At 68.2% G+C, this 16,217-nt stretch carries 16 protein-coding genes; 13 read left to right on the plus strand and 3 right to left on the minus strand.

Going from position 1 to position 16,217, the window contains the following annotated elements:
• Position 1: 1 nt before the first annotated feature.
• Positions 2-493: a SixA phosphatase family protein gene (locus NI2_RS01830; protein ID WP_067485132.1), complete on the minus strand. Its 492-nt coding sequence runs from the start codon at positions 491-493 to the stop codon at positions 2-4.
• Between the two features lie 117 nt (positions 494-610).
• Here NI2_RS01830 and NI2_RS01835 point away from each other — a divergent pair, with 117 nt between their 5' ends.
• Complete coding sequence (locus tag NI2_RS01835; protein WP_067485135.1) at positions 611-2,269, plus strand: FAD-dependent oxidoreductase; 1,659 nt, start codon at positions 611-613, stop codon at positions 2,267-2,269.
• Positions 2,270-2,331: 62 nt separating this feature from the next.
• On the opposite strand, the gene NI2_RS01840 is transcribed toward NI2_RS01835, so the two are convergent.
• Complete coding sequence (locus tag NI2_RS01840; protein ID WP_067485874.1) at positions 2,332-3,102, minus strand: acyl-[acyl-carrier-protein] thioesterase; 771 nt, start codon at positions 3,100-3,102, stop codon at positions 2,332-2,334.
• A 156-nt stretch (positions 3,103-3,258) separates the two neighbouring features.
• Here NI2_RS01840 and NI2_RS01845 point away from each other — a divergent pair, with 156 nt between their 5' ends.
• The 9 genes from NI2_RS01845 (at position 3,259) to NI2_RS01885 (ending at position 13,207) form a co-directional block, all read left to right on the plus strand.
• Complete coding sequence (locus NI2_RS01845) at positions 3,259-4,956, plus strand: serine/threonine-protein kinase (protein WP_067485138.1); 1,698 nt, start codon at positions 3,259-3,261, stop codon at positions 4,954-4,956.
• Positions 4,957-5,009: 53 nt separating this feature from the next.
• Entirely contained in the window at positions 5,010-5,984 is a 975-nt protein-coding gene (locus tag NI2_RS01850; protein WP_067485142.1) for an NADPH:quinone oxidoreductase family protein, read from the plus strand.
• Between the two features lie 67 nt (positions 5,985-6,051).
• Positions 6,052-7,158, plus strand: coding sequence for a winged helix DNA-binding domain-containing protein (locus tag NI2_RS01855; RefSeq protein WP_067485145.1), 1,107 nt, complete (start codon positions 6,052-6,054; stop codon positions 7,156-7,158).
• Positions 7,159-7,283: 125 nt separating this feature from the next.
• Positions 7,284-8,591: an amidohydrolase family protein gene (locus NI2_RS01860; protein WP_067485148.1), complete on the plus strand. Its 1,308-nt coding sequence runs from the start codon at positions 7,284-7,286 to the stop codon at positions 8,589-8,591.
• A 106-nt stretch (positions 8,592-8,697) separates the two neighbouring features.
• Positions 8,698-9,483 (plus strand): ABC transporter ATP-binding protein, encoded by a 786-nt coding sequence (locus NI2_RS01865; RefSeq protein WP_067485876.1) that lies wholly within the window; start codon positions 8,698-8,700, stop codon positions 9,481-9,483.
• Complete coding sequence (locus NI2_RS01870) at positions 9,483-10,331, plus strand: ABC transporter permease (protein ID WP_084475781.1); 849 nt, start codon at positions 9,483-9,485, stop codon at positions 10,329-10,331. Before NI2_RS01865 ends, NI2_RS01870 begins: the two co-directional genes overlap by 1 nt.
• An 11-nt stretch (positions 10,332-10,342) precedes the next feature.
• On the plus strand, positions 10,343-11,503 hold the full coding sequence (locus NI2_RS01875) for a periplasmic binding family protein (RefSeq protein ID WP_067485151.1): 1,161 nt from the start codon (positions 10,343-10,345) through the stop codon (positions 11,501-11,503).
• A gap of 11 nt (positions 11,504-11,514) precedes the next feature.
• A complete protein-coding gene (locus NI2_RS01880) occupies positions 11,515-12,504 on the plus strand; it encodes an isopenicillin N synthase family dioxygenase (protein ID WP_067485153.1) in 990 nt (329 codons plus the stop codon).
• 28 nt (positions 12,505-12,532) lie between these two features.
• Positions 12,533-13,207, plus strand: a complete 675-nt coding sequence (locus tag NI2_RS01885) for a GntR family transcriptional regulator (protein ID WP_067485157.1) — start codon at positions 12,533-12,535, stop codon at positions 13,205-13,207.
• 80 nt (positions 13,208-13,287) lie between these two features.
• On the opposite strand, the gene NI2_RS01890 is transcribed toward NI2_RS01885, so the two are convergent.
• Positions 13,288-13,836, minus strand: a complete 549-nt coding sequence (locus NI2_RS01890; RefSeq protein WP_067485159.1) for an Lrp/AsnC family transcriptional regulator — start codon at positions 13,834-13,836, stop codon at positions 13,288-13,290.
• Positions 13,837-13,967: 131 nt separating this feature from the next.
• On the opposite strand from NI2_RS01890, the gene hppD reads away from it, so the two are divergent.
• From hppD to NI2_RS01905, 3 genes are read left to right on the plus strand one after another with little or no spacing between them, the layout of a single operon-like run.
• Positions 13,968-15,110, plus strand: coding sequence for a 4-hydroxyphenylpyruvate dioxygenase (hppD, locus tag NI2_RS01895; RefSeq protein ID WP_067485162.1), 1,143 nt, complete (start codon positions 13,968-13,970; stop codon positions 15,108-15,110).
• A 31-nt stretch (positions 15,111-15,141) separates the two neighbouring features.
• Positions 15,142-15,669 carry a DUF3558 domain-containing protein gene (locus tag NI2_RS01900; protein ID WP_067485165.1) on the plus strand — a complete coding sequence of 176 codons (528 nt, stop codon included), beginning with the start codon at positions 15,142-15,144 and terminating at the stop codon, positions 15,667-15,669.
• Positions 15,666-16,217, plus strand: a complete 552-nt coding sequence (locus tag NI2_RS01905; protein WP_067485168.1) for a DUF3558 domain-containing protein — start codon at positions 15,666-15,668, stop codon at positions 16,215-16,217. Before NI2_RS01900 ends, NI2_RS01905 begins: the two co-directional genes overlap by 4 nt.

Raw genomic sequence — 16,217 nt, forward strand, 5'->3', positions numbered from 1 at the left:
GTCAGCGCGGCACGTGGAAGTGCGTCAGTTCGCCGGTTCCCTGGTCCACCCGCGCCCACGGCCGATCGAACTCGAGCACCGCCAGCGCCGAGGTGGGGAACTTGCGGCTCAGCTCGGTGGCCGCGTCGGAATCGCGGTTGGTCGCGAGATCCCAAGCGGTCCAAGGAATTCCGGGAACATGGCCGACAAGGAGGAGAGTCGAGACAGCATCGTCGGTGAGCTGGATCAGCTCGATCAGGGTGTGCGGGTTCGCCTCGTAGATGTCGTCGCGGTACTCGACGGGAGCGTCGATCCCGGTGGCGGCCAGGGTGAGCCGGGTGCGCTGGGCGGTGGAGCAGCGCACCGCGTCGATCGCCCGCTGGGTGGCGCGCAACCAGTCGCCCGCCAGGGCGGCTTCGCGTTCGCCGCGTGGTGCCAGTGGCCGTTCGTGGTCCTCCACCCCGTCCGGGTACGCCGATTTTCCGTGCCGCATCAGGATCAGGGTCACCGCCATGTACTACACGGTAATCGTGCACACCGGTGAGGTCACAGTCACACTCGAGGCACACTGAAAGCTGCGTCACTCATACCCGAGGTGACGTCCGACCACATATTTCGAGGATCTGCACCCATGGCCTACGTCATCACGCAGCGTTGTTGCAACGACGCCAGCTGCGTCACCGAGTGCCCGGTCGACTGCATCCGCCCGACCCCGGATCAGCCGGAGTTCGCCACGGCGGAAATGCTCTACATCGACCCAGACACCTGTATCGACTGCGGCGCCTGTGTCGATGCGTGCCCGGTGGACGCCATCTTCTCCGAGGACGATCTCCTCGCCTCGCTCGGCAGGTACCGCGAGATCAATGCCGAGTACTTCCGGCGTCACCCGCTGGAGACGAATTTCGACCCACTCGCCACCCCCGTGCGCCCACCGAAGAGTCTCGGCACCCTGCGCGTCGCGATCGTCGGTGCGGGCCCGGCGGCCTGCTACGCCGCCGACGAGCTGTTGCGGCGCAGCGATGTCGAGGTGGAGATGTTCGACCGGCTGCCGACGCCGTGGGGTCTGGTCCGCGCGGGCGTGGCGCCCGATCACGCGGGCACCAAGAACGTCGCGACGATGTTCGAATCGGCCTTCCGCCGCGACACTCTGCAGTACTACCTCAATGTCGAGATCGGCGAACACATCGATCACCGTGAGCTGCTCGAGCACCACCACGCCGTGATCTACGCCGTCGGCGCGTCGAGCGACCGCAAGCTCGGTGTCCCGGGTGAGGACCTGCCCGGCAGCCATTCGGCCACCGAGTTCGTCGCCTGGTACAACGGCCATCCCGATTTCGCCGAGCGCGAGTTCGACCTGTCGGGTGAGCGCGCGGTGATCGTCGGCAACGGCAATGTGGCGCTCGACGTGGCGCGCGTGCTCACCGTCGACCCGGACGAGCTGGCCAAGACCGACATCGCCGACCACGCCCTGGACGCGCTGCGCCGCAGCAACATCCGCGAGGTCGTGATTCTCGGCCGCCGCGGTCCGCTGCAGGCCGCCTACAGCTCGCCGGAGTTCCTGGCGCTCACCCATCTGAAGGGCGTCGACGTGGTCGTCGATCCCGCCGACCTCGATCTCGACGAGCACAGCCGGGCGATCCTCGACGACCCGAACATCGAACCCTCGCTGCGGCTCAAGTATCAGCTGGCCCAGGAGTATTCGACCGGCCGACGCGATCCGGCGAACAAGCGCATCGTCTTCCGCTACCTGGCGACTCCCACCGAGGTGCTCGGTGACGACCACGTGACCGGTATCGAGTTCGCACACAACGAACTCACCGCCGACCTCGTCGCCACCCCGACCGACCGCACCGAGCGCCTCGACACCGGCCTGGTGCTCCGCTCGATCGGTTACCGCGGCGTCCCCGTGCCCGGCCTGCCGTTCGACGAGCGGCGCGGTGTGGTGCCGAGCGAGCACGGTCGCGTGCTCGTCGATACCCAGCCCCTGCCCGGTGTGTACGTGGCGGGCTGGATCAAGCGTGGTCCGCGCGGCGTGATCGGCTCCAACCGAATCGATGCCGAGGAAACCGTCGAAGCCCTGATCGACGACTTCATCGCGGGCAGACTCACCAACCCGACCGGCGACCGGGCCGCCCTGCGCGCCCTGCTCACCGAGCGTCAGCCCGACCTCGTCGACCGCGCCGCCTGGAAGACCATCGACCAGGCGGAAAAGGCCGCGGGTAAAGCCGCAGGCCGACCCCGCGTCAAGTTCACCACCCGCGCCGACCTCCTCAAGGCCGCGAAGGGCTAATCGGACCCGCGGCCGAGAACCAGGCCCACCCGCCGCCGGTTCTCGGCCGCCGCCCGCCCGAGCTAGGGCAGGGGCATGACCTTGACGACGGTCGTCGTGATCCCACCGACCACGAACCACAACCGCAACACCGGCCGCCCACTCACATCGCCCGGCTCGTACCGCCCGCGCACCGTGATGTGTTCACGCGCCAGCACCGGCGCCACATACTCGATCACCGCGCGATGCGGCACCGCGAGCAGTTTCGGATAGTCGACGAGGAACTGCTCCACGGCCTGCCAGTAGCAGGCGTTGTTCACATGGTTGTACTGGTCGATGTCGGTGGCGCGCACCGGGAACGGCACATCGGTGTCGGATTCGCGCGGCGCCGGATCGGTGAGGTAGGGCCGCCACCGCAGCCGGTGTTCGTCGGTGGTGCGGGCCAGGTAGGCCAGGCCTTCGTCGCTGATGCGGGCGGGCAGGTTGCTCGACTCGCTGAGGTTGATCCAGAACCCCTCGGTCTCGATCAGGCCGCCGCCCTCGCTGGTGATGCGCACGCGCATGTTCGTCCACCTGGTCGACATGCTCGCGCACCACCGCGTGAGGTGTACGTGATCGGGAAAGACGACCGGGCGGATCACGTCGATGACGGTGCGGCGCACGATCCAGGTGGGATCGGTGCGGTGCAGCGCGGTCTGATGCAGTTCCTCGTAGGCGATATCCTGCAGGTAGCGGGCGACCCCGTCGAAGCGCAGCCGGTGGTACGGGTCCACGTCGCCGGCCCGGACAGGCCACGCCGTGGCGAAACCCGTGCCCTCCTGGGGTAGCGGGGCCAGTGGCTGATCGAGTGACACGTGTGCTCCTTGCGCGGTCCACACAGGCGAGCCGCGACTTCTTGCGTAGTTCTGCCCTCGACTTTACGGTGCGCAGATCACACCCTCACGTCGAGCCGGGACTAGCCCCCACCGGCGTACATGACAAGTGCTGTGGGCGCCCGGTAACCTGCTGGAATGGCCGGCGGGGCGATGGCAGGCGCGATGTTCGGGCGCTATGAGTTGCGTCGGCTTCTCGGAGTCGGCGGCATGGGCGAGGTCTACGAGGCTTTCGACACCACCAAGGATCGCGTCGTCGCGCTCAAGGTGCTCAATCGTGAGCTGGCGGCCGACCCCACCTATGTGCAGCGTTTCCGCCGCGAATCCCATGCGATGGCCAGTGTGCAGGAGCCGCACGTCATCCCGGTGCACGACTGGGGCGAGGTCGACGGTGTGCTCTACATCGACATGCGCCTGGTGCGCGGTTCCGATCTCAAGGAGCGGCTGCAGCAGCACGGCAAGCTGACGCCCGGCGAGGCGGTGCAGGTGGTCGAGCAGATCGCGGCCGCGCTCGACGCCGCGCACGAGCTCGGCCTGGTGCATCGCGACGTGAAGCCGGCCAACATCCTTCTCACGGCCAACCTGTTCGCCTACCTGGTCGACTTCGGTATCGCGCACGGCGCGTCCGATCCGCAGCTCACCAGCGCGGGCAGCGCCGTCGGTTCGATGGCCTACATGGCGCCGGAACGGTTCGAGGAAGTGCCGATGACGCCGGCCGTCGACACCTACGCGCTCACCTGTGTGCTCTACGAGTCGCTGGTGGGACGGGTGCCGTTCCCCGTGAACAGCCTCGCCGGCGCGATCGGTTCGCATCAGATGGCACCGCCGCCCCGGCCGAGTGCGGTCGATCCGGCGCTGTCGGCGTTCGACGCGGTGATCGAGCGTGGCATGGCCAAGCGGCCCGAGCAGCGCTACGGCTCGCCGGGCGACCTGGCTCGCGCCGCCCGTGCCGCGCTGGTGCAGGCCGAACGCGACGCGCCCGCAACCGTTCCCGGCCCGCGGGTGACGCCGCTGGTGAAGCAGCCGCCGCCGCGCCCGTTCACCGGGCAGACCCGGGTCACCGGGCCGCAACCACCGCCGCCGACCGCTCCCTCGCCTGCTCAGCCACCCGCCGCGGCGCACCGGTCCGCACCGCAGCAGCCGATCGCGGGTTTCGCGCAGTCCGGGCGGCAGCAGACCAGGATGAGCACCGGCCCCCAGTTCTCCTCGGGTGTCTACGCCCATCCGTCGGAACCGCTGCCCCTTCCGCAGCGGAATTCGGCGACGCCGATTCTCGCCGGTGCGCTCGGCGCGCTGATCGTCGTGGCCGCGGTCGGTGTGGCGGTGTGGGTGATGTTGAGTGTCAACGATTCCGGTACCGATCGCGCAGGCCAGCCGGTGTCCTCGTCCAGTCTGCAGATGCCGCCGCCGGTGGTGGTGTCGGTCAGCCAGGAAGTGCCCACCGGCGTTCCGCAGGCACCGCCGACGGAGCCGAAACCGACCACAACCACTGTGCCGCCGCTGAATTCGGCCGTCACCGGCGCCGACGGGCAGGGTTTCCTCAGCGGTGGCCCGCGCTGCAACGACAACGACGCCGCCATGACGATCGCGCGCACCACCACCTCGCGGGTGGTCATCTGCCACACCGGGGCCGACCGCTTCTACTACAAGGGTGTCGCGGTGCGCAACGGCAACGCGATCGAACTCGACGATCCCGTCTCGACCGGTGGCGGCGGATTCACCGCGACCAACCCGAGTGACGGAACGCAATACCAGGTCACGCCTGCTGGCCTGACCATCATCAAGGGTGGTTCGGTGCTCTCCAGTGAGGCGATGCTGGAATTCGCCCATCGCTGAGCGCGGCCGGGATATGTTCGACAGGGGTTCGATCGTCGAGAGAGGTTTCCCGGATGCGTGCAGCTCAGGTGAGCAAGTTGGAAGGTCCGTCGTCGATCGAGGTCGTCGACCTGCCCGAACCGGTCGCTTACCCGGGCGGTGTCCTCATCGACGTGCACGCCGCCGGGATCGCCTTCCCCGACGTACTGATGACGCGCGGTCTCTACCAGATGAAGCCGGGTCTGCCGTTCGTCGTCGGCGGTGAGGTCGGTGGCGTGGTGCGCGAGGCGCCCGCCGAGTCCGGGCTGCGTGCCGGTGACCGGGTCGCGGCATTGACCATGCTCGGCAACGGCGTCGCGGAGGTGGCGGTGGCACCCGCCGACGCGGTCTTCAAGCTGCCGGACAACGTGTCGCTCCAGGCGGGTGCGGGCATCCTGTTCAACGACCTGACCGTGCACTTCTGCCTCACCGAGCGCGGCAGGCTGGCCGAGGGCGAGACGGTCCTCGTGCACGGTGCGGCCGGTGGCGTCGGTACTTCGACCCTGCGGCTGGCCAAGGCGCTGGGCGCGGGCCGGGTGATCGCCGTGGTGAGCACCGAGGCCAAGGCGCAGGTCGCCAAGGCCAACGGCGCCACCGACGTAGTGCTCACCGACGGCTGGCTGGCGGCGGTCAAGGAACTGACCGGCGGGCGGGGCGTCGACATCGTGCTCGACCCGGTGGGCGGCGACCGTTTCACCGACAGCATCCGCAGCCTCGCGGGCGGTGGCCGGTTGCTCGTCGTCGGGTTCACCGCGGGCGAGATCCCCACGGTGAAGGTGAATCGGCTGCTGCTCAAGAACGTGGAGGTCGTCGGTGCGGCCTGGGGTGAATGGGTGATGACCCACCCTGGTTACCTGGCCGAACAATGGGCCGACCTGGAGCCGCTGTTCGCCTCCGGTGCCGTCACGGCGCCGGAACCGGTGCTCTACCCCCTGGAGCGCACGGCCGAAGCCGTTGCGGCCCTGGACAACCGGACCGCGACCGGCAAGGTCGTCGTACAACTGCGCTGACTCGGTGTGAGGTTGTCGGACCGCCGGGGTAGCGTCCGGTTCGTCGCCGGGATCGAAGGAGCGCGCCGTGCAGTTGTCGAATCGAGTACTGAACCGGACGCTGCTCGCGCGGCAGCACCTCCTCGAACGGTCCACACTGAGCACACCGCAGATGTGCGAGCATCTCGTCGGGTTGCAGGCGCAGGACGTCCCGCCGCCGTTCATCGGTTTGTGGAGCCGGACAGTCGATTTCGACCCCGACACGGTGTCGCGCGGATTGGACGACCGCACGCTGGTGCGGATCACCCTGATGCGCGGCACCATCCACCTCGTCACCCCGCCCGACGCCCTCCGCATCGCCCCGCACATCCAGCCCGAACTCGAAAAGGTGCCCTTCCGTAAGGGTTTCAACTACGGGGCGATGGTCGGACTCGACCCCGAGCAGGTCCGTGCCGACGGGGAGGCGGTGCTCGGCGACGAGCCGATGTCGGCCGCCGACCTGCGCGCCGAAGCCGCCATCCGCTACCCGGATCGCGATCCGGGTGCGGTGTCGCAGACCTGGCTCTACCAGCTCCCGGTCCTGCAGACCCCACCGCGTGGCCGCTGGCGCGACAACAGCCGACCCGTCTGGTCGCGGGTGCAGCCGTGGCTGGGCGCCCCGCTCGACCCGGACTACCCGGTGGCCGAACTGATCCTGCGCTACCTGCGCGCTTTCGGTCCGGCCTCGACCATGGACATGCAGACCTGGTCGCGCTTGCCCGGCATGAAACAGGTGGTCGCCGACCTGGGCGACCGCGTCCGCACCTACACCGACGAGCGCGGCCGGACCCTCTACGACGCCGCCGAACTCGAACTCGCCGACCCCGACCTGCCCGCCCCGGTGCGCCTGCTCGGCTGGTACGACAACGCCCTGCTCTCCCACCAGGACCGCAGCCGCGTCATCGGCGAAACCATCGCCCCACGTTCCTTCGGTGCCAATGTCTCGCCGGTCCTGATCGACGGCTTCACCGCCGGGGTCTACAAAGTCTTCGTGAAGTCGGGAACCGCGCGCCTGCGGGTGAGCCCTACCCGTACATGGACGAAAGCCGAAGCGGCAGAGGTCGAATCGGAGGCCGCCGCCTTGCTCGCGTTCCTGGAACCGGAATCCGCCCCGGTCGTCGAGATCCTCGCCCCGGAGGCCGACCTCCGTCCGTGACACGGCTTTAACGCCGGGGAAATACCGGATTCCTAGGGTCGGTCCTACGACGTTCATGGCTGCAACGGACGACGTGCTCGGCTGAACCCGGCGAGCGAACCAGCCGCAACCGAAAGGGTGCGCGCATGGGTTCGTCCGTGGTCATCACCGATGTCACCGTCTACACGCCGCAGGGGTGGCAGCCTGGAGAGGTCGTCGTCCGCGACGGCCGGGTCGCCGCATTGCGGGCAGACCAGGAGCACGCGGCGCTCCCACGCTTCGACGGTGCGGGCGGCTATCTGCTTCCCGGCTTCGTCAACACCCACACCCACCTGCAACAAGCGGTACTTCGCGGCGTGGGGGAAGGGCTGCCGCTGCTGGAATGGTTGCGCTGCGTCGGCGAGCACACCGTCGCCGCCACTCCTGAACAGACCTACCTCTCGGCCCTGGCCGGTGGCTTGGAACTGCTCCGCAGCGGCGTGACCACGGTCGTCGAGCACCTGTGGCCGAACCCGTCCGACCAGGTCCACCAGGCCGTGATCCGCGCGCTCGACGAGCTCGGCATCCGGGTGGTCCTCGGGCGCGGCATCGCCGACCGCGCCGACGTCACCCGAAAATGGGGCCTCGACCCGCGCCTGATGCAGCCGCTCGACGAGGCGTTCGCCCATATCGACGCACTCGACCGGCAGCTGGCGGGCTCGCGCATCACCACCGCGCTTGCCGTGCCCAACCCGCGCTGTCTCACCCCCGACGGCATGGCGGCGGCCCGCGCCTACGCCGAGTCGACCGGCAAGACGGTGTCGATCCATGTCCTCGAGACCACCACCGACGACGACATGTGCCGCCTGCACGCCGGCATGGGCGCCGTCGACTACCTCGACACCCACGGCTTCCTCGGGGAGCGCACGCTCGCCGTGCACTGTGTGAACCTCGACGCGCACGGTCGCGCGGTCTTCGCCGGGCGCGGTGTCACCGTCTCCTACAACCCGATCTCGAACATGCGCCTCGGCAGCGGCATCGCCCCGATCGGCGACATGCTGGCCGCCGGGATCGACGTGACCCTCGGCGTCGACGGCGCGGCCAGCAACGACACCCAGGACATGCTCCTGACTTTGCGCATGGGCGCGTACCTGCAACGTGCCGCACACCGCCGCGCCGACCTGTTCGGCATCGATCGCATGCTGTACATGGCCACGGGTGCGGCCGGTCGGGTGCTCGGCGGGCCGGTACACACCGGCATCGCCGTCGGCGATCGGGCCGACCTCACCCTGGTCCGCTTCGACCGCGACTTCGCTTGTCTGCCTGTGCTCGACCCGGGCGCGACTCTGCTGACGGCTGCTTCACCGCGCGTGGTCGACACGGTCTGGGTCGACGGCGAGGCAGTGATCCGCGACGGCCACAGCACGAGAGTCGACACCGACGAACTGACTCGCCGCCTGATCCACATGCGATGAATGTTAATCCCGCGGAAACAGCTCACATATTGCATGTAATCCAGCAAGACCACACTGAATCCATTCACATGTTGCACGCAACATCCACCGTAGGAAGGTGATCACGGTGACGCTCTACGACACAGTGAACGACGCGGACGCGAGGACGCTGCTCGCCGGACTCGAGGTTTCCTTCGCGGGCGTCGGCAAACGTTTCGGCGGTGACGACGGCACCCTGGCCCTCACCGGCATCGACCTGGATATCCGCGAAGGCGAGTTCGTCGCCGTGGTCGGGCCGTCCGGTTGCGGCAAGTCCACCCTGCTGCGCCTGGCCGCGGGCCTCGAGCGGGTGAGCGCGGGAGCCGTTGCGGTGCGCACGAATTCGATCGGCTTCATCTTCCAGGAAGCCACCCTGCTGCCTTGGCGCAAGGTGCGGCGCAATGTCGAACTGTCGGCGGAGCTGGCCGGAGTGCCGCGCGCTGTGCGGCGGGCACGGGTGGAACGGGCGATCGAGGCGGTCGGGCTGGCCGACTTCGCGAATGCCCTGCCGCGCAGGCTCTCCGGCGGCATGCGGATGCGGGTCTCACTGGCCAGGGCGCTGGCGCTGGAACCGAGGCTGATGCTGCTCGACGAACCGTTCGGCGCGCTCGACGAGATGACGCGACTGACCATGCAGGAGGAACTGCTCCGCCTCTACCGCGACAACGCCTTCACCGCCCTGTTCATCACACACTCCGTGGCGGAGGCGGTGTTTCTCGCGTCGCGGGTGGTGGTGATGTCGGCGCGGCCGGGGCGGGTGCACGAGGTGATCGACGTCGGCCTGCCCTATCCGCGCGACCGGGAACTGCGCTTCGATCCCGCCTTCACCGAACTCGTCGCGCGCGTGTCGCACTCGTTGAAAGAGGCTGCCTGATGGTGAGTATCGCCGCCCGGGCCGTGATACCGGCGAAGCCGGGGACCGAGCTGTCCACCGCACGCGTGCGCAAGATCGCCAAGACCCTTGCCGCGCCGGCCATTTCGATCGCCCTTGCCCTCGCCGCCTGGTACGCGGTGTCGATGCTGGTACTCAGCGAAGGTCGCCGTTTCCTGCTGCCACCACCGCATGTGGTGTTCACCGAGTCGCTGACCGATCCGAAGAAGCTCGAGGTGATGGGTGAGGCATTGGCGGTGACCGCGCGGGTCGCGCTCACCGGGCTGCTGATCTCGGCCGTGCTCGGTGTCGCCATCGCGGTGCTGATGAGCCAGGCCAAACCGATCGAGAACGTCGTCTATCCGTATGCCGTCGTGCTGCAAGCGATTCCGGTGCTCGCCGTGGTCCCGCTGATCGGGCTGTGGCTCGGCTACGGTTTCGCCGCGCGGACCACGGTCTGTGTGCTCATCGCCATTCACCCGATCATCGCGATGACGTTGTTCGGCATCAAATCCGTCGACGCGAACCTACGCGAGCTGTTCACTCTCGGCCGCGCCGGGCGCCTGCGCAGGCTCTGGTCCCTGCAACTACCGGCCGCCTTGCCCTCCACCCTGACCGGTTTACGCACGGCCGCCGGGCTTTCCGTCACCGGCGCGATCATCGGCGACATGTTCTTCGCGCAGGGCAAACCCGGCATCGGCACCCTGCTCGACACCTACCGCGCCCGGCTCCAATCCGAGGACCTCATCGGCGCGCTCCTGCTCGCCGCCCTGTTCGGGGTGCTCGTGTTCACCGTTTTCACGCTGATCCAGAAGGTCAGCGTCGGCCGCTGGCACGACTCGGCCCACTAGAAGGAACCGCCATGAAAAACGCACGTCCCCTGCACCGCCTCGGTATCGCGGCCCTTGCCCTCACCCTCGCCGCCTGTTCCGGCGAAACCGGTGAGGACACCGCCGTCGCCCTCGAACCCGCACCCGCCGAACAATGGCTGGCCGGTGTCTGCCCGGAGACCGTTGTCGTGCAGTTGCAATGGGCCCCGGAAACCGACTCCGGCCCGATCTTCGGCCTGCTCGGTCCCGGCTACACGGTCGACGCCGACAACAACAAGATCACCGGTCCGCTCGTCACCGCGGGCAAGGACACCGGGGTGGAACTCGAGATCCGGGCGGGCGGACCGGCCATCGGCTTCCAGACCGTGCCGTCGCAGATGTACGTCGACGAGAGCATCACCCTCGGCCTCGCCCACTCCGAGCACGCCATCGCCGCCGCCGGGCAGCAGCCGATCGTGGCGGTCACCACCTTGCTGCGCAACAGCCCGCAGATGCTGATGTGGGACCCGGCGACCAATCCCGGCTGGCAGGGGATCGCCGATATCGGCCGGTCCGGCAGGCCGATCGTGGTGTCCAAGGGGCAGCTGTACCCGGACTGGCTGGTGGCGCGTGGCCTGGTGAAACCCGAACAGATCGACGCCTCCTACGACAATTCGCCGTCCCGGTTCGTCACCGATCCGTCCTTCGCGCAGCAGGGTTTCGTCAACGCCGAGCCCTACACCTACGAACACGAGGTGCGCGCCTGGAACAAGCCCGTGCGCTACCAGCTGCTCAAGGACGTCGGCTACGAGGGATACGCCCGCACAGTGAACGTCCGGGCGGACAAACTCGCCGAATTGCGGCCCTGCCTGCAGAAATTGGTGCCGATGATCCAGCGGGCCACCGCCGAATTCCGGGCCGATTCGACGCATGTCGACGAGGTGGTCGTCGATGTGGTCGAGCAGAATCCCAAGCTCAGCCCCTACAGTGCCGAGCTCGCCGCGTTCGGCTCCACGGCGCTGATCGACGGCGGCCTGATCGGCAACGACAGCGACGGTGTGCTCGGCAGCTTCGACGAGGCCCGCGTGCAGCGCATCATCGACGAATTCGCGCCCATCCTGCGCGCGGGCGGGGCGAATGTGCCGTCCGGCCTGCGGGCATCGGATCTCGTCACCAAGGAATTCCTCGACCCGTCCATCTCCGTCACCGGATAAGGAGACATTCCATGAGCACCAGCTACGACCTGTCCGAGGTCTCGCGCGAGAAGCGGATGGGCGGCCTCGGCAGGGAAACCACCCGTGAGATCCGCGTCGTCGACCTGACCGATTTCGAGAATCGCCGCGCCGAGATCACCGACCAACTGTGGGCGGCGGCCACCGAGATCGGCTTCTTCCAGCTCTCCGGGCACGGCATCCCGCAAGCGTTGATCGACGAGATGTTCGGCGCCACAGCGGAGTTCTTCGCCTTGCCGCAGGAGATCAAAGCCAAATATCCGCTGGTGAAAGAACACAACGCCGGCTGGGAGAGCATGAGTCAGGTGCGCCCGTCCATCGGAGTGCCCGATCAGAAGGAGTCGTATCAGGTCACCCGGCCGCACATGGACGGGCTCTGGCCGAGCGAGACCGAGCTGCCCGGATTCCGTTCACGTGTCCTGGATTTCGAGCATCGGGCCTGGGAAGTGGCGATGCGGGTGCTGTCCTGCTTCGCCGACCGGCTCGGACTGGCGCGCGAACACTTCACCACCGCACACGATCCCGCATCGCCGAACTACCAGAGCGCACTGCGATTGCTGCACTACTTCGCGGTGCCCGAGGAACTGCGCGGCGTTCCCGGCCGCTGGCGGGCAGGCGCGCACACCGACTTCGACTGTCTCACCCTGCTTTTCCAGCGCGACGGCCAAGGCGGGCTGCAAGTATGTCCCGGCAAGGAGATGGCCGAACAGGAGTGGACCTCCATCACCCCGTCCTCGAGCCTGATCACCTGCAATATCGGCGACATGCTCACCCGCTGGAGCGACGATCTGCTGCCGTCGAACTTCCACCGGGTCCGCAGCCCCGGCGAGGGGGAGTACCAGGGCGAGCGCTACAGCATCGCCTACTTCGCCCAGGCCGACCGCGACGCGATCATCCAGGGCCCCGGCGGCAAATACCCACCGGTCACCGCGGCCGATTTCCTCACCCAGCGTGTGCGAGCCAACTACCGGCCGCAGGGATAATCGGCGCAGACAACGGAAGGGACACGGCATGAGCGGTCAGCGCCCGGAGGCGGAAGCGGAGCGTGACGACGGCACCTCACTGCTCGGCCCGTCGGTGCATCGCCGGATCAGGCAGCTGGTCCTTTCCGGCGAACTCGCCCCGGGCAGCCCACTCAGCGTGCCCGCGCTGGCGTCTCGGCTGGGGGTGAGCCGCAGCCCGGTGCGCGAGGCCGTGCAGCAGCTCATCTACGAGGGTCTCGCGGTGAGCACACCGCACGCGGGCGCGAAGGTGGCCGCCGTCGACGACGAACGCATCCGCGAGGTACTCGCGGTCCGCGCCGTCCTCGACGGCCTGGCCGCCGCCACGGCCGCCACCCGCCTCACCGACGCCGACCTCGACAAACTCGCGGCCGTCATCGCCGCCCAGGAAACCAACCTGGACGACGCCACCGACGCCGCCCGCGACGCCCAGCTCGACCTGGAATTCCACAGCTTCATCCGGGGCGCATCCGGAAACCGGTGCCTCGCCGACGAATTGGCGCGTCTGGAAGCGCAGGCGCACCTGTACCGAGGCGACCTGTGGTGCTCCGCGCGCAACCGTCGCGTGGCCCTGCGTGAACACCGCCGCATCCTTGAAGCCCTGGAATCAGGCCACCCCGAATCGGCCCGCGCCGCCGCCGAGGCGCACGTCCACGGCCTGATGACCCGCCTCTCCCGGCACTGACTTGCTTGAGCCGGTTCCAAGGCGCGTCATCCATCGACGATGCCCGAGCCCGCCGCGGCGCCGGCGGTTTCGAGTCCGCCCTACCGGTCCGTGGCGCGGGTGTCCGACTGGCCGACGCGGCGATCCCGGTAGGCGGGCGCCTTCGTGGTACCCGCAGGCGTGAGCGTGCGCAGCAGGGGGAGCGTGCGCCGTTCGATCACCGTCGACAGCACGATCACGCTGTGCGACCGCACCACCGCGCTGGTGCGGTCGATGCTGAGCAGCACGGCCTGTAGACCGGCGTGTGAGTCGGCGCCGATCCGGCAGAGCACGTCACCGGAACCCGTGGTCGCGTAGGCCTCGAGCACGCCGGGGATCGCGTCGAGTTCGGCGGTGAGGGTGTCGAGCGCGCCCTGGGCGATCTCCAGGGTGACGAACGCCTGCACGTCGAAACCCGCTGCGGTGACATCGATCTGGGGGTCGTAGGAGGCGATCACCCCGGCCTCCTCCATCCGGTTGATCCTGGCCTGCACCGTCGCGCGGGCCACCTTCGTGCGCCGCGAGAGTTCCAGGATCCCGGCCTTCTGGAACTCGTGCATGGCCGACAGGATCGCCAGGTCGAGTTCGTCCAGTTTCGCGGGTGTGCGCATGCCAGACCTCCGTCCTCGGGTGCTATTCAAATTGTCCACCATCCGACAGCGTGAGGTATCAACTTTGGTCAGCATGACCAGGCTTGAGCGGTGTTGTTGCCTAGCTCACCGGTGGCGCGCTTTCCTAGGTCATGACCATTGAGCAGCAGCTCGTCGGGCTGATCGAGCACGACGACAGTGTCGATCCGTTCCCTGTCACCGGCTGGGACGCGCTGGTGTGGGTTGTCGGCAACGCCACCCAGTGCGCGCACTTCCTGCAATCGGCCTTCGGGATGCGGCTCGAGGCCTACGCCGGCCCCGAGGCCGGCAACCGCGACCACAAGGCCTACGTGCTGCGCAGCGGGGGAGCGCGGTTCGTGGTCAAGGGCGCGGTGGATCCGGACAGTCCGCTGGTCGCCCATCACGACCGGCACGGCGACGGCGTGGTCGACATCGCTCTCGAGGTCCCCGATGTGGACCGGTGCGTCACCTGGGCGCGCGAGCACGGCGCGACGATCCTGGTCGAACCACACGACGAGAGCGACGAATTCGGCACGGTGCGCTCCGCCGCCCTGGCCACCTACGGCGAGACCAGGCACACCCTGATCGACCGCTCCGGCTACGCGGGCCCGTATCTGCCCGGCTATGTCGCACGCACCTCGACCCTTCGCGACGGTCCGCGCCTGTTCCAGGCCATCGACCATGTGGTCGGCAATGTGGAACTGGGCATGATGGACCGCTGGGTCGACTTCTACCGCCGCGTCATGGGTTTCACGAATATGGCCGAATTCGTCGGCGACGACATCGCGACCGAATACTCCGCGCTGATGAGCAAGGTCGTCGCCAACGGCAACCACCGCGTGAAGTTCCCGCTCAACGAGCCGGCCGTCGGCCGCAAACGTTCCCAGATCGATGAGTACCTCGAGTTCTATCGCGGACCGGGCGTGCAGCACATCGCCCTGGCCACCGGCGACATCCTCGCCACCGTCGACGCCCTGCGCGCCGCGGGCGTCGAATTCCTGCCGACCCCCGACACCTATTACGAGGACCCCGAACTGCGCGCCCGCATCGGCCATGTCCGCGTCCCCGTCGAGGAACTGCAGCGGCGCGGCATCCTCGTCGACCGCGACGAAGACGGCTACCTACTGCAGATCTTCACCCGCCCGATCACCGACCGTCCAACGGTGTTCTTCGAACTCATCGAGCGACACGGCTCACTCGGCTTCGGAAAAGGCAATTTCAAAGCCCTTTTCCAAGCCATCGAACGCGAGCAGGAGGCCCGCGGGAACCTGTGAGTGCGTCCGCGCACGCACTACAGTTCATGGCATGCGGATCCCCTCGGCGATCATCACCGGCATGGCCCTGGCTGTCGTGCTGTCGTCGTGCGGATCGGGGGGCGACTCCGATTCGCCGGCGGGCCCGAATCGGCCGCCACCGAAGGTGGCCTCACTCGGCCCGTTCGTCGGCGAGTGCGGGCACGTCACCGACGACGAGGTGCGCGAGCTGGCGGGCCTGTCCCAGATCGCGCGGGTGTACAAGAACTCGACCGGCTGCAACTGGCAGTCGGCCGGATTGTTCGCCCCGAGCGTGACATTCGCGTCCTATCGCGGCAGCCCGATCGAACGCGAGAAGGCCTGGGTGTCCAGCGTCGGCCGCAACCCGGAGTCGATCGATGTGGCCGGTCGCCCCGGTTTTCAGGCGCTCGACCCGCAGGGGACCGTCTGCGACTTCGCGGTGCAACTCGACGACGACTTCTTCGAATGGTCCATCTCCACCGGCACTTTCGCCACGGGCGGTAACCCGTGCGACCGCACACGGAAACTGGCCGAGCTCACGGTAGGACGGCTGGGATGAGCGCCACCAGGATCGCGACCGCCGCGGCGGCGCTGCTGCTCACCGTCACCCTCGCGGGCTGCGGTGAGAAGGTCGAGGGCAACGCGCGCCCGGCAGGCGGCGGTGGCGGCGGCGAGTCGGTGAACACCGATTTCGACAAGCTGCTGCGCGAATGCGAGGTCGTCGAACCCGCGAAGATCGGTGAGATCGTCGGCAACGCGCTCAGCGTCACCACCTCCTTCAGCGGCGCCGTCTGCATGTGGGACATCGACGACGCACCTGGCGGCTCGGCCATGGCCACCCTCAACTGGTACGAGATGGGTACGCTGAACAACGAGAAGACCACCAACGAGAAGTTGGGGTACCTCACCGGTGACATCACGGTGCAGGGTCGCAGGGCCCTGCAGGTGCGCAGGCCGGGCGACAACGACTCCTGCGGAGTCACCGCGCCGGCCGCCGATGTCGGGGTCATCGGCTGGTGGATCAACTACCGGCCGGGCTCGGCCCACCCGGATCCGTGCGCGGGAGCGCAGAAGCTGGTGGAGCTGACCCTGGATCTGGCCAGGTAG

This window comes from Nocardia ignorata NBRC 108230 (assembly GCF_001612905.1).
In the GTDB taxonomy this organism is placed as follows: domain Bacteria; phylum Actinomycetota; class Actinomycetes; order Mycobacteriales; family Mycobacteriaceae; genus Nocardia; species Nocardia ignorata.

Coding starts and splice junctions, on each gene's coding strand:
- NI2_RS01830 (WP_067485132.1), bottom strand. CDS start 493: ATGGCGGTGACCCTGATCCTGATGCGGCACGGAAAATCGGCGTACCCG.
- NI2_RS01835 (WP_067485135.1), top strand. CDS start 611: ATGGCCTACGTCATCACGCAGCGTTGTTGCAACGACGCCAGCTGCGTC.
- NI2_RS01845 (WP_067485138.1), top strand. CDS start 3,259: ATGGCCGGCGGGGCGATGGCAGGCGCGATGTTCGGGCGCTATGAGTTG.
- NI2_RS01850 (WP_067485142.1), top strand. CDS start 5,010: ATGCGTGCAGCTCAGGTGAGCAAGTTGGAAGGTCCGTCGTCGATCGAG.
- NI2_RS01860 (WP_067485148.1), top strand. CDS start 7,284: ATGGGTTCGTCCGTGGTCATCACCGATGTCACCGTCTACACGCCGCAG.
- NI2_RS01870 (WP_084475781.1), top strand. CDS start 9,483: ATGGTGAGTATCGCCGCCCGGGCCGTGATACCGGCGAAGCCGGGGACC.
- NI2_RS01875 (WP_067485151.1), top strand. CDS start 10,343: ATGAAAAACGCACGTCCCCTGCACCGCCTCGGTATCGCGGCCCTTGCC.
- NI2_RS01880 (WP_067485153.1), top strand. CDS start 11,515: ATGAGCACCAGCTACGACCTGTCCGAGGTCTCGCGCGAGAAGCGGATG.
- NI2_RS01885 (WP_067485157.1), top strand. CDS start 12,533: ATGAGCGGTCAGCGCCCGGAGGCGGAAGCGGAGCGTGACGACGGCACC.
- NI2_RS01890 (WP_067485159.1), bottom strand. CDS start 13,836: ATGCGCACACCCGCGAAACTGGACGAACTCGACCTGGCGATCCTGTCG.
- hppD (WP_067485162.1), top strand. CDS start 13,968: ATGACCATTGAGCAGCAGCTCGTCGGGCTGATCGAGCACGACGACAGT.
- NI2_RS01900 (WP_067485165.1), top strand. CDS start 15,142: ATGCGGATCCCCTCGGCGATCATCACCGGCATGGCCCTGGCTGTCGTG.
- NI2_RS01905 (WP_067485168.1), top strand. CDS start 15,666: ATGAGCGCCACCAGGATCGCGACCGCCGCGGCGGCGCTGCTGCTCACC.